The organism is Oricola nitratireducens (assembly GCF_014904745.1).
Lineage (GTDB): Bacteria > Pseudomonadota > Alphaproteobacteria > Rhizobiales > Rhizobiaceae > Oricola > Oricola nitratireducens.
In genome coordinates this window covers 62,805-74,389 of record NZ_JACZCS010000048.1, presented here as the reverse complement: position 1 = coordinate 74,389, position 11,585 = coordinate 62,805, and the positions used below count along the sequence as shown (strand labels likewise).

The following is an 11,585-nucleotide window of genomic DNA, read 5'->3' as shown; positions in this document are numbered from 1 at the left end:
ACCATGCATGACGAGAACGAACAAACGACGATTGGCGGCGAGGAATTCATCGCGTTCCGCGTCGGCGAGCAGGAATTCTGCGTCGAAATCACCTCGACGCGCGAAATCCGCGGCTGGAGCCAGGCGACGCGCCTGCCGCACTCGCCGGAATATATCGTCGGTGTCATCAATCTTCGCGGCACCATCCTGCCGATCATGGATCTCTCGGCCCGTCTCGGCATGGGATCCAGCACGCCGAGCGAACGCCATGTCATCATCGTCGTGCAGGTGCACGACAAGACCATCGGGCTTCTGGTCGATTCTGTCTCCGACATCCTCGATGTCGGCCCGGATCACCTGCGTCCGGTGCCCGAGGTCAATCCCTCGATGTCCAGCGAAATGTTCCGCCGTGTGATTGTCATCGACAAGCGGATCATCTGCGAAATCTGCCTTGAGGCGATAATGCCCGAACTGGAGATGCAAGCTGCATGATCCCTGCTGTTCAAGAAGCGGTCCAAAAGCCCGAGGCGGGTCGCGAATATCTCCTGACCGACAAGCAGTTTGCGACAATCGCGGCGCTGGTGCGCGGTGAAGCCGGAATAAACCTGCCGGAAGCCAAGCGCGACCTCGTCTATTCGCGGCTCGTCAAGCGGCTGCGGCGTCTCCACATGCCCGATTTCGGCGCTTATATCGATCTGGTTGGTTCGTCCTCCGGCGCTGAAGAACGCCGCGAGCTCATCTCGGCGATCACGACCAATGTCACGAACTTCTATCGCGAACCGCATCACTTCGAGCATCTGGCGACGGCGGTCATGCCCGGTCTCGCCGAGCGCATGTCGCGCGGCGAATCCGTCAGGATGTGGTCGGCCGGCTGCTCGGACGGGCGCGAGCCCTACACGATCGCCTGCACCGTGTTGCAGTCCTGCCCGGAGGCCGCCCGCTTCAACTTCCGGATCCTCGCCAGCGATATCGATCACAACTCGCTCGCTAAGGCCAAGGAAGGCCGTTACAACGCCGAGATGGTCGCCAAGATGCCGGCGGGCATTCGTGACCGCTTCTTCAAGCGTTCGGGCGACATGGCCGAAGCCGGCCCGCAAGTGCGCGAACTCATCGCCTTCCGCTTTCTGAACCTGCTCAACGACTGGCCGTTCAAGCAGAAATTCGACGTTATCTTCTGCCGCAACGTGCTGATCTATTTCGAGCAGGACCTGCAGGCGCAAATTTTCTCCCGCTTTTGCTCGGTGCTGAAACCCGACGGCCATCTCTATATCGGCCATTCTGAACGGGTCAGCGGTCCCGCCTCGGCGAGCCTGAAACAGATCGGGATCACAACCTACAAACACGTGCCATCCGGGGGAATTCGATGATCGCGCGCACTATTGTCGTCGATGACTCGCCGTCGATGCAGAAGCTGATTTCCGCCGTTTTGGAGACGGATCCGGAGATCAAGGTCGTCGGCACCGCGGCGAACCCCGACGAGGCGCGACAGATGATCAAGGCGCTCAATCCCGATGTCATCACCCTCGACATCGAGATGCCGGGGATGAACGGCCTCGATTTCCTGGAACGGCTGATGCGGCTGAGGCCGATGCCGGTCGTGATGATCTCGAGCTGGACACGAAAGGGTGCCGACGCCACCATTGCCGCGCTCGAGATCGGCGCTTTCTCCTGCCTGCCCAAACCGCGCATGGATGATGAGGCCGCGCTGAAGGACATGTGCGAGAACGTCAAGGCCGCCGCAGCCGCCAAGACCGCGATCAAGGGGCGCCACAATCCCGCCGCCGAACATGCACAGCCGTCGCGGACCGGAACCGGCAGGAAAGTGCACGGTCTCGACGCGATCGCCATCGGCGCGTCGACCGGCGGCGTCGAGGCGTTGACGGAGGTGCTGACAGGCTTTCCCGCAGACTGTCCGCCGACATTCGTCACGCAGCACATGCCGGAACATTTTACCAAGAGTTTTGCCGAACGCCTGGACCGTCTCTGTGGTCCAGCCGTTGTGGAGGCCCGCGACGGGATCCCCGTCAGGGACGGTCATGTCTACATTGCGCCGGGCGGTGTCGGTCATCTTACCGTTTCCGGGCGCACCGAACGTGTCTGTCGCGTCACGCCCGGGGAACTCCGGTCCGGCCATATGCCGTCCGTCGACGTGATGTTCGAATCCGTCGCCAAGGTCTATGGCGGCAAGTGCGCTGCGGCGCTCCTGACCGGAATGGGAAGCGACGGAGCCGAAGGCCTGCTCGCTCTCAGACAGGCCGGCGCGCACACAGTCGCACAGGATCGCGCAACCAGTCTTGTTTACGGAATGCCTGCCGCAGCCGCACGGCTCGGCGCTGCAAACCTCGTTTTGCCACTAAGAGAAATAACGACCGCACTGTTCGGCGGTCGAACGGAGGTGACACAAAATGTCTGTGCTTGACGTATTGAGGATCATGGTCGTCGACGACCATATTTCCAGCCGCATGGTCACTGTTGAAGCGCTGCAGGCTATGGGTATCAAGCATATCAGCGTCGCCAAGGACGGCCGCGAGGCCTTCCAGAAGCTGACGGCTGAGCCGGTGCATCTGGCGATTTCCGATCTCTACATGCCGGATATCGATGGTTTCCAGCTGCTGCGCGCCATTCGGGCGCACCCGAAGCTCGCCAAGACCGGATTCATCATCCTGACGGGACGAAAGGACAGCAATGTTGTCCAGAACGCCGTCAAGCTTGGCGTTAACAACGTGATCGCGAAGCCGTTCACGCCCGATGTGCTGAAAAAGTCGATCGAATCGGTGGTGGGACGGCTCAATTGAACGTGGCAACGGCTCAGAGAATTCCCATCGTCCAGGGCGATTACGCCGTTTCTGACGTCGAGGGAACGGTGATCTCCACGGTGCTCGGGTCGTGCGTGTCGGCGTGCATTTACGATCCGGTCGCAAAGGTCGGCGGGATGAACCACTTCCTGTTGCCCGGCAATCCGGATCGTGACGGTTCCGATCAGTCGCGGCGTTACGGCGTCTACCTGATGGAGAAGTTGCTGAACGCATTGTTTGCCAAGGGCGCGGCCCGCGGCAGGCTTCAGGTCAAACTGTTCGGCGGCGCGCGCGTCCTCGACGCGCGCAGCGATGCCGGCGCGAAGAACTCGGAATTTGCAACCAATTTCGTCACCAATGAAGGGCTTACGCTGGTGTCGACCAGCCTCGGCGGTTTTCAGGGCCGCCGCATCGAGTTCGAGCCTTGTACCGGCAAGGCACGGCAGAAATTTATCGGAATGGCGGTTCCCGAGCCAGAACCCAAGAAGATTTCCACGCAAATGGAGAGTGTCGGCGATGTCGATTTCTTTTGAGGATTTCTCGCAAGAGGAGATGCAGAAGGCGGAGCAGAGGACCGAGGCGGAGATCCACCAGACGGAACTCGTCGGCCTGCTCGTGCAGGAACTCGCGATGATTGCCGGCGAGATCGAGGATCTTCCGATCGGAAGCGATGAGTTCACGCCGCAGCAGATCGTCGCGATCCAGAAGATCGACTTCTGTCGGCAGCGGCTGATGGAAGTCACCAAGATCATGCAGAACGCGTTCGGCGAAAGCTCTCCGTCGACGCTGCACGATCTGGAGGAGATCCTGGTGGATGTCGGTCTCGAACACACGCTGGACGCGTTCCGTCGCGCCGGCTGACAGCTTCGGCGATGGTACGCGCAGGCCTTGTCGCGGCGGCGCAGCGGATATCAAAAAAGCCCGCCTGAGAAGGCGGGCTTTAATGGTATCGGTTCCCGAGGCACGGTACGATATGAGTTCGCCGGCAGTGTTGTGGGGTATTTGTGTGAACGCCGACCTGATTCAGGGTGGGAATCAACCCGTGACTCGGAAACATGACATTCCGTTGTCGGCAAGCAACCCTGATGCTTCATGCCGCGGATGTGAGGCCGCCCGGGTTGCGTGGCAATCCTAGTCAGGCAGAACTTAATCAGGCGTTAATTTTGCGAAGCCCGGCCGGGCAGCGGCGGAATGCTGAAAGGTTCGGACAACAATCGCCCGCTAAATTTCGCATATCTGATTTCTCGCCGGACGCATGAACGCCCGGCAAACGCGTTGGCGCAGGCAGGCGGATACGGTTTCGCAGGGGCTATCGAGAATACGGCAGGACGGGTCGAAAGGTTTCAGCATGGCGCAACAGCTTCACGGCAACGCCGCGGCAGTCCTCGATGACGCCGACGGTCCGGTGGCCCGGCCTCCGGAAAATTTTACGGCGGATGCTCCGGACGTCGACGGTCACGAACGGCTTGCGCACGCGGTTTCCCTTGTCGGTTCGAGGCTCGGCAATCTTTCCGTCAACATCGCCGATACTTCCGGCACGGTCGGCGATGTCGCCAGGGACCTGGCTGCGGAGGCCGAGGCGTTTCACGAACTGACCGGATCGCTCAGGCAGATCGCCGATACCAGCGCCGACGCCGCGTCCGTGGCGCGCGAGGCGGTCGGCTCGGCTGCCTCGGTGCGCGACGGGCTGAGCGATACGGCGACGTCGATCGAAAATGCGATGTCCGTGGCCATCCGCGATATTCAGGACATGGCGCGGTCGTCCAACGAGGTCTCCGGCGAGTTCGATGCGGTCGTCGGTCAGCTGTCGGAGGTCTATGGTTTCTCCGAATCGATCAAGGATATCGCCACCGAGACGCAGATGCTGGCGATCAATGCCGGCATCATGGCCGCCCATGCCGGTGACGCCGGACGCGGCTTTGCGGTCGTTGCCGAATCCGTGCGCCAACTCGCCGGCCAGACCGAGCGCGTATCGCGCGACATCATCACGCGGCTGGAAAAGCTGAGCGCGTCCGTCGAAGTGTTGCAGAAACAGAACCGGTCCAATTCGGAAAAGGCGGCGGCCGCCGTCGAGCGTTCCGGGACGATCGATGCGGACCTGCGCAAATTCCATGTCTTCGGCGAGAACGTCGCCACGATGACGAACGAAATTTCCGGTATCTCGGAACCGGTGGAGCGCGCGAACAGGATCTGCGTCGATGTGCTGGATAAGGTCACGGTCCTTGACAGCATGGCGCAGGAAAACGCCGCCAAGCTGGCGAATACCTCCGAGAAATTCGATCACCTTGTATCTTTTTCCGAGGACATGGTCCTCCTGGTAGAGGAAAGCGGCATCGAAACAGAAGACACGCCCGTCATCCGCGCGTGCATCGCGGCTGCGCAGGAAACCGCGCGCCTGTTCGAGCAGGCCGTCGATAGCGGCGGGATTTCCATGCCGGCGCTGTTCGACGAGCGATACCGCCCGGTGGCCGGAACCGATCCGCAACAGGTTCTGACGGCGTTTACCGAGTTCACCGACCGGGTCATGCCGCCGATTCAGGAAGCGTTCCTCGACGTCGATCCGCGCGTCGTGTTCTGCGCGGCAGTCGACAGGAACGGTTACCTTCCCACGCACAATCACAAATACTCCCGCCCCCAGTCCGACGATCAGGTCTGGAACGCAGCCAACTGCCGCAACCGCCGCATCTTTGATGATCGCACGGGCCTCGCGGCCGGCCGCAACACCAAGTCCTTCCTGCTGCAGACCTACCGCCGCGACATGGGTGGCGGTCAATATCAGCTTATGAAGGACCTGTCGTCGCCCGTCTTCGTCAAGGGGCGGCACTGGGGCGGATTGCGGGTCGGCTTCTCGACGAAACAGAAGCGTTGACGTCAATTACAAGCGTTAGTATTCACTTACTATAAACATTAACGCTCGAATGGAGCAGTGTACCCGGATTTGGGTTCAACTGCCGCATTGGCGCTTCGCGGAATCGGGGCTATGTGCTTGATGGATGAAAAGCGCGCGTAAAGACGGCAAAGTCGACTCCGCGGAGGCGCAGGACGCCCTCCGGCGCATATTGGATTCCGGTTTCCTGAAAAATTCGCCGAAACTCGAGCACTTCTTGCGTTTTGTGGCGAATGAAGAGCTCGAAGGTCGTGGTGAGTCGATCTCTCCGCATGCGATTGCGGTCAAGGCGCTGGGCCGTCGCGAATCCTTCGATCCGAAAACTGATCCGGTCGTTCGCGTCTTTGCCAGCCGGTTGCGAGCCGCACTTTCGGCCTATTACGAGGGAGCGGGAAGCAACGACCCTGTCCGCATCGAAATCCCGCGCGGGGGCTATCGTCCCTCCTTCTCCAAAGCCAACCGAGAAGATGCTGAAGCTGGTATCCTGCGACGTTCTGGCGAAGGTACTTCGGAACAGGGCCGCGAAAAACCGATAACATCCACGCGACTGAGTATCCTGAAAGGCCTGTTGGCTACGGTCATACTAGCCGCCGGAGGGTTGATCCTACACCTGGTTATGCATGGGCCGTTGGCCAGGGATGCAGAAGATATTGTCGTCGCCGAGTCTGAAAACACGACGAAAGTCCCGATCGTTGAGGTTCTGCCATTCGATGCCAACGTCGACGATGCCGCGCTTGTCGAAAGGATCCGGGAGCAACTGATCATTGACCTCTCCCAGTTCCGGTCGCTCAGGGTGCGCCGCTTGCCATCGAATATGCCCGATGAGGTTTTTCATCCCAAGCTGCGCCCCTCAGAATATCAGATAGCGGGAAGTGTTACGGGGGTGAATGACAGCGCCAGGCTCGAATTCCATCTTCGCGATATGGCGAGCCGCAATGTGATCTGGTCCAGTACCGTGGAACTGCCTCACAATGATGCCGAATACCAGGACCTTCTTCTGGCAGCCGTCCGTTCCATCGCGCCGCAGTTGGCGGGCATCTCCGGCGTCATACGGACGGAAGCAATTGCGCGACTGGAACAGCAGCACAAGAGACGCCGCAATAGAGGAATCTCTGAATACGAATGCCTCATCAAGTTTTATGCCTACGATCTCCGGAAGTCAGGCGCATTGGAATCGGATGCCCGTAGATGTCTGAAACGTCTGACCGAAGCGGGCAGTCGCGATAGCTCGATATGGTCGTCATGGGCGCTGATGCGATATCTCGACTGGGCGCGTCTTGGTAGCCCAGGTAGCTCGTCTCTGTTGCAAGAGGCGCTTGAGGCCGCCATGAGGGCGATCGCTCTTGACTCCGGCGATGCCAATGCGCACGAAATCTGTGCAATGATTTACACGATGATGGGTGAGCGGGATGCGGCGCTAAAATATTTCCAGCGAGCTCTTGCTCTTAATCCGTCCAAGCCTGATCTGTATTCTCATTTCGGCGATTTTTATATTTATTATGGAGACTGGAAGCTAGGTATAGAACTGGTGCAAGCGGGAATTGCCATGAGCCCGGGCCCACCGGGGTGGATGCGAATTCCGCTGTCGCTGGACGCCTTTCGGCGCGGTGACTATCCGGAAGCTTTGCAGGAAGCGCAACTGATTATTGCCAGTGGCGACAAGCGCGCGGTTGTACTCGCGTTGGCCGCTGCGATTGCGCTGGACGACAAACAACTGGCGCGCAAATATTATTCCGAATTTGCAGCGGATGGACGCAATGCCACGGACGATCCGATGCGCGAATTACGCGTCGGATTTCCCGATCCGGAACTGATCGCAAAATATGAAAAGATATTAGCCGGCTTTGTAGATTCTTGAATTCGGTTCGTGTCAGCTCCGCATATAGGCCCCGAACTTCACCCAGATGCCGCCGCGTTTAGAGGAGTCGACGCAAGCGGTGACGAAGGCGACGCCGGCCAGACCGTCGCCGATGCCGGGAAAGGTGACGCCGTCGGGAACCGCCTTCCCCTCGCGCCGGGCGATGATGGCCCGGGCGGCTTCAGTGTAGATATTTGCAAAACCCTCCAGATAGCCTTCCGGATGGCCGCCCGGAATGCGGCTGACCCGGGCCGCGGCGTCACCGGCACCGGCTCCGCCGCGCGTCAGCAGCCGTCTAGGCTCGCCGAGCGGTGTGTGCCAGAGATAGTTCGGGTCCTTCTGCACCCATTCCAGCGCGCCCTTTGTGCCGTAGACGCGAAACGCCAAGCCGTTTTCGTGACCGGGCGCGACCTGGCTTGCCCAGAGCATACCCTTCGCGCCGCCCTTGTAGCGCAGCAGCACGTGGCAATTGTCATCCAGCAGGCGGCCGGGCACGAAGCTGTCGAGGTCTGCCAGGACGGCTTCCGTCTCCAAGCCGGTGACGAAATTGCCGAGGTGGAACGCATGCGTGCCGATGTCGCCGATCGCGCCGCCGAGGCCCGAGCGTTTCGGGTCGGTCCGCCATTCCGCTTGCTTCTGGCCGCTGTCCTCGATCTTCTCGGCCAGCCAGTCCTGCGGATATTCCATCTGGACGATGCGGATGTTGCCCAGATCCCCGTTCATCACCATCTCGCGCGCCTGCCGGACCATCGGATAGCCAGAATAATTATGCGTCAGCACGAAGAGTGCGCAGGAAGCTTCCGCCGCTTTCGCGAGTTTCCGCGCATCCGCCAGCGTCGAGGTCAGCGGCTTGTCGCAGATGACGTGAATGCCGCGCTTCAGGAATTCGCGCGCGACCGGATAGTGCATGTGGTTCGGTGTTACGATGGCGACGGCCTCGATGCCGTTCTTCAGCCGCGCTTCGCGTTTTGCCATCTCGATATAGTCGCCATAGGCGCGGTCGGCGGCGACGCCGAGATCGGCGGCCGAGGCCTTCGATTTCTCCGGCGTCGAGGAAAATGCCCCGGCGACCAGTTCGTAGCGATCATCGATGCGCGAGGCGATGCGGTGGACTCCGCCGATGAACGCGTCGCGTCCGCCACCAACCATGCCGAGGCGGATGCGGCGCGCTGCCATTGTGTTCGAATCCTCGATGGCCATGTCTGTCCCCTGATCAGGAAATGCCGAGCATGCGGCGGTTGGCGGCCTCGTCCGTGCCCGCGCCGGCGAAGTCGTCGAAAGCCTTCTCGGTCACGCGGATGATGTGATCCTTGACGAACTGCGCGCCTTCACGCGCGCCGTCCTCGGGATGCTTCAGGCAGCACTCCCATTCGACCACGGCCCAGCCGTCGAAATCGTAAGCGCTCAGTTTCGAAAAGATGCCCTTGAAGTCGACCTGGCCGTCGCCGAGCGAACGGAACCGTCCCGCCCGGTCGACCCAGCCCTGGTAGCCGGAATAGACGCCCTGCCGTCCCGTCGGATTGAACTCCGCGTCCTTGACGTGAAACATCCGGATGCGCTGGTGGTAGATGTCGATGTTTTCCAGGTAGTCGAGGCACTGCAGCACGTAGTGCGACGGATCGTAGAGCATATTGCAGCGCGCGTGGTTGCCGGTGCGTTCGAGGAACATCTCGAAGGTCACCCCGTCATGCAGGTCTTCGCCCGGATGGATCTCGTAGCAAATGTCGACGCCGCATTCCTCGGCATGGTCGAGGATCGGGCGCCAGCGCTTTGCCAGTTCGTCGAAGGCGGTCTCGACTAGGCCCGCCGGGCGTTGCGGCCAGGGATAGACATAGGGCCAGGCAAGCGCGCCGGAAAAGCTCGCCATCGCGCCGATGCCCATGTTGCGCGAAGCGTCGAGCGCCATCGTCACCTGGCTAACCGCCCATTCCTGGCGCGCTTTCGGATTGCCGCGCACCTCCGGCGCCGCGAAGCCGTCGAAGGCCTCGTCATAGGCCGGATGCACGGCGACGAGCTGGCCCTGCAGATGGGTGGAGAGTTCGGTGATCTCGATGCCGTTTTCCGCCGCCACGCCCCTGAACTCGTCGCAATAATCCTTCGACGATGCCGCCTTTTCGAGGTCGATCAGCCGCCCGTCCCAACTCGGAACCTGAACGCCCTTGTAACCGCAATCGGCGGCCCATTTCGTGATCGACGCCCAGGAATCGAACGGCGCCTCGTCTCCGGCGAATTGCGCAAGGAAAAGGGCTGGTCCCTTGATGGTTTTCATCGCTGTCTCCTCCCGCTGGACGGGATTATCCCGTTCGAAATCACGTCTGCAAAAAATTTAAACGATTAAACGATGCGAAGGAAGATCGTGCCGAAGGAATTGTCAACCATCGGCAGCATCGCGACCGAATTTCCGGACGCAGCGATTCGGACCCGGTGCTCGCGTCCCCTTTCATCCGACGCCTTTCCCCGTTAAGAGGCGAAAACTTTGCCGCAGGCGCATCCATCGCGCGACGGCAACCGGTGTGCGGTTCGCCGCAACGGCCGGGAACCATGCAGCCATCGGTTGCTGCGCGAATGTGGAGGGCATGAATTCGTGGCGGAGATGAACAGTCTGGAGCGAGTACTCGCGCTTCTCGATGTCTTCACGGAAGACCGGCTGGAGTGGACACCGGAACAGCTGATGACTGAGCTCGGTTACAGTCGCCCGACGCTCTACCGCTATCTGAAGGTGCTCAAGGAGGCCGGTTTCCTGACCTCCATGCCGTCCGGCGGGTTCACGCTCGGGCCGCGCGTCGTCGAGATGGATTTCCTGATGCGCAAATCCGATACGCTCGCCCGTTATGCGCAGCCGCATCTCGAAAGCTTCGCCGCCGATTATCCCTGCGCCGCCCTGCTGGTGCGCTGGTACGGCAACAAGCTTCTCGTCGTCGCGTCCGAATGCGTAACGCCAGGCCTGGAAAACGACTACCCGCGAGGCCGGCCGCTGCCTCTGGCGCGGGGCGCCATATCGCGCGCCATCATGGCCCATCTGACGCGCCGCAAGCTGCTGGCGACCATCGAGACGAACCTGCCGGAACTGGCCGCGATCGGCCTCGGAGCCGACGTCGAGAAGGTCATGGACGGATTGCGCAAGATCCGCCGCTGCGGTTACGCCGTCGCCCATGGCGAGGTGACCCCCGGCGTCACCGGCATTGCCGCGCCGATATTCGACGGCGGCAACAGTCCCGTTGCCACCCTCTGCGTCACCATCGCCGGAAAACACGCGACACCCGAAATGACCGAAGCAATCGGCAAGCGGGTTCGCGACGTGTCGGCCGAACTGAGCGGGAAACTGGCCGAGGATCGCCGCGCCGCCTAGCGATTGCGCGGCGCGTTCGTTTCGAGCCCGGCGCGAAAGCCGCTTTCACAGAAACCGATCAGGAAATCCGCCCAGCTGTCGAGCGGCGGAGCGCTTTGGGGCGGGGCGCCGGCAAGCGCCTCGATGCGCCAGCGCGAAGTCGCCAGCGACAGCATCGCCGAGATCGAGAACACGAAGGCGCCCGCCACGCATTGCGGGTCGGCTTCAGGATGTAGCGCCGCCAGTTCGTCCATGAACAGTTTTGCTGTCGGGTCGAAGCACCGTTCGCTGATCGGCCGCCAGCGTTCGTCGGAGGAAACTTGGGCGATCAGACGGGCATAGGCGGTCCATTGCTCGCCCCCGGTTGCGGCGAGGTCGAGATAGGGTCGGATGAAACAGTCCAGCACGGCGCGCAAACTCAGAGGGTCGCCCGAAGCCTTCACCGCTTCGAGTGCCTCCAGGCGATGACGGGCCAGCGTATCGGCTCGCCGCGCGACGATGGTGAAATAGAGGTCTTCTTTGGCCCCGCCGTGAAAATTGACGAGCGCGACAGGAACCTCCGCCGCCGTCGCGATGTCGCGGATTGACGTGCCCTCGAAGCCGTCGCGCGCAAACAGCCGTTCCGCCGTGTCGAGAATGCGCGCCCGCGTTTCCAGCGAACGTTGCGATGATGCGCGTTTTCTCTTCGCGGGTTCGGTGCCGAGTACGGTCATAAAACCATCTTGCGTTATTTTTAAC

Annotated in this window: 12 protein-coding genes; 9 read left to right on the top strand and 3 right to left on the bottom strand. The window is 61.1% G+C overall.

Annotated features, from left to right (window positions below):
• The first annotated feature begins 3 nt into the window (after nt 1-3).
• From IG169_RS20190 to IG169_RS20155, 8 genes are all read left to right on the top strand, one after another.
• A complete protein-coding gene (locus IG169_RS20190) occupies nt 4-471 on the top strand; it encodes a chemotaxis protein CheW (RefSeq protein ID WP_193178068.1) in 468 nt (155 codons plus the stop codon).
• Nucleotides 468-1,346, top strand: coding sequence for a CheR family methyltransferase (locus IG169_RS20185; protein ID WP_193178067.1), 879 nt, complete (start codon nt 468-470; stop codon nt 1,344-1,346). Before IG169_RS20190 ends, IG169_RS20185 begins: the two co-directional genes overlap by 4 nt.
• The gene (locus IG169_RS20180) at nt 1,343-2,398 is read left to right on the top strand and encodes a protein-glutamate methylesterase/protein-glutamine glutaminase (protein WP_193178066.1); all 1,056 of its coding nucleotides are present in this window, start codon (nt 1,343-1,345) and stop codon (nt 2,396-2,398) included. The genes IG169_RS20185 and IG169_RS20180 overlap by 4 nt, the downstream gene beginning before the upstream one ends.
• Nucleotides 2,385-2,774: a response regulator gene (locus tag IG169_RS20175; protein ID WP_193178065.1), complete on the top strand. Its 390-nt coding sequence runs from the start codon at nt 2,385-2,387 to the stop codon at nt 2,772-2,774. Before IG169_RS20180 ends, IG169_RS20175 begins: the two co-directional genes overlap by 14 nt.
• 2 nt (nt 2,775-2,776) lie before the next feature.
• Nucleotides 2,777-3,307 carry a chemotaxis protein CheD gene (locus tag IG169_RS20170; RefSeq protein ID WP_343225684.1) on the top strand — a complete coding sequence of 177 codons (531 nt, stop codon included), beginning with the start codon at nt 2,777-2,779 and terminating at the stop codon, nt 3,305-3,307.
• Nucleotides 3,291-3,635, top strand: coding sequence for a hypothetical protein (locus IG169_RS20165; RefSeq protein WP_193178063.1), 345 nt, complete (start codon nt 3,291-3,293; stop codon nt 3,633-3,635). The genes IG169_RS20170 and IG169_RS20165 overlap by 17 nt, the downstream gene beginning before the upstream one ends.
• 487 nt (nt 3,636-4,122) lie before the next feature.
• Complete coding sequence (locus IG169_RS20160) at nt 4,123-5,643, top strand: methyl-accepting chemotaxis protein (protein WP_193178062.1); 1,521 nt, start codon at nt 4,123-4,125, stop codon at nt 5,641-5,643.
• Between the two features lie 124 nt (nt 5,644-5,767).
• Nucleotides 5,768-7,519 (top strand): hypothetical protein, encoded by a 1,752-nt coding sequence (locus tag IG169_RS20155; RefSeq protein ID WP_193178061.1) that lies wholly within the window; start codon nt 5,768-5,770, stop codon nt 7,517-7,519.
• 12 nt (nt 7,520-7,531) lie between these two features.
• Here IG169_RS20155 and IG169_RS20150 read toward each other — a convergent pair whose 3' ends face one another.
• Nucleotides 7,532-8,719 carry a Gfo/Idh/MocA family protein gene (locus tag IG169_RS20150; RefSeq protein WP_193178060.1) on the bottom strand — a complete coding sequence of 396 codons (1,188 nt, stop codon included), beginning with the start codon at nt 8,717-8,719 and terminating at the stop codon, nt 7,532-7,534.
• A 13-nt stretch (nt 8,720-8,732) separates the two neighbouring features.
• Nucleotides 8,733-9,788 (bottom strand): sugar phosphate isomerase/epimerase family protein, encoded by a 1,056-nt coding sequence (locus tag IG169_RS20145; RefSeq protein WP_193178059.1) that lies wholly within the window; start codon nt 9,786-9,788, stop codon nt 8,733-8,735.
• A 324-nt stretch (nt 9,789-10,112) separates the two neighbouring features.
• On the opposite strand from IG169_RS20145, the gene IG169_RS20140 reads away from it, so the two are divergent.
• Nucleotides 10,113-10,868: an IclR family transcriptional regulator gene (locus IG169_RS20140; RefSeq protein ID WP_210326125.1), complete on the top strand. Its 756-nt coding sequence runs from the start codon at nt 10,113-10,115 to the stop codon at nt 10,866-10,868.
• On the opposite strand, the gene IG169_RS20135 is transcribed toward IG169_RS20140, so the two are convergent.
• Complete coding sequence (locus IG169_RS20135; protein ID WP_193178057.1) at nt 10,865-11,560, bottom strand: TetR/AcrR family transcriptional regulator; 696 nt, start codon at nt 11,558-11,560, stop codon at nt 10,865-10,867. The genes IG169_RS20140 and IG169_RS20135 overlap by 4 nt on opposite strands.
• Nucleotides 11,561-11,585: the final 25 nt, after the last annotated feature.

What these genes read in the sequence shown, in the direction of transcription:
- IG169_RS20160 (WP_193178062.1), top strand. Translation starts at nt 4,123, where the DNA reads ATGGCGCAACAGCTTCACGGCAACGCCGCGGCAGTCCTCGATGACGCC.
- IG169_RS20180 (WP_193178066.1), top strand. Translation starts at nt 1,343, where the DNA reads ATGATCGCGCGCACTATTGTCGTCGATGACTCGCCGTCGATGCAGAAG.
- IG169_RS20185 (WP_193178067.1), top strand. Translation starts at nt 468, where the DNA reads ATGATCCCTGCTGTTCAAGAAGCGGTCCAAAAGCCCGAGGCGGGTCGC.
- IG169_RS20145 (WP_193178059.1), bottom strand. Translation starts at nt 9,788, where the DNA reads ATGAAAACCATCAAGGGACCAGCCCTTTTCCTTGCGCAATTCGCCGGA.
- IG169_RS20135 (WP_193178057.1), bottom strand. Translation starts at nt 11,560, where the DNA reads ATGACCGTACTCGGCACCGAACCCGCGAAGAGAAAACGCGCATCATCG.
- IG169_RS20175 (WP_193178065.1), top strand. Translation starts at nt 2,385, where the DNA reads ATGTCTGTGCTTGACGTATTGAGGATCATGGTCGTCGACGACCATATT.
- IG169_RS20140 (WP_210326125.1), top strand. Translation starts at nt 10,113, where the DNA reads ATGAACAGTCTGGAGCGAGTACTCGCGCTTCTCGATGTCTTCACGGAA.
- IG169_RS20190 (WP_193178068.1), top strand. Translation starts at nt 4, where the DNA reads ATGCATGACGAGAACGAACAAACGACGATTGGCGGCGAGGAATTCATC.
- IG169_RS20150 (WP_193178060.1), bottom strand. Translation starts at nt 8,719, where the DNA reads ATGGCCATCGAGGATTCGAACACAATGGCAGCGCGCCGCATCCGCCTC.
- IG169_RS20165 (WP_193178063.1), top strand. Translation starts at nt 3,291, where the DNA reads ATGTCGATTTCTTTTGAGGATTTCTCGCAAGAGGAGATGCAGAAGGCG.
- IG169_RS20155 (WP_193178061.1), top strand. Translation starts at nt 5,768, where the DNA reads ATGAAAAGCGCGCGTAAAGACGGCAAAGTCGACTCCGCGGAGGCGCAG.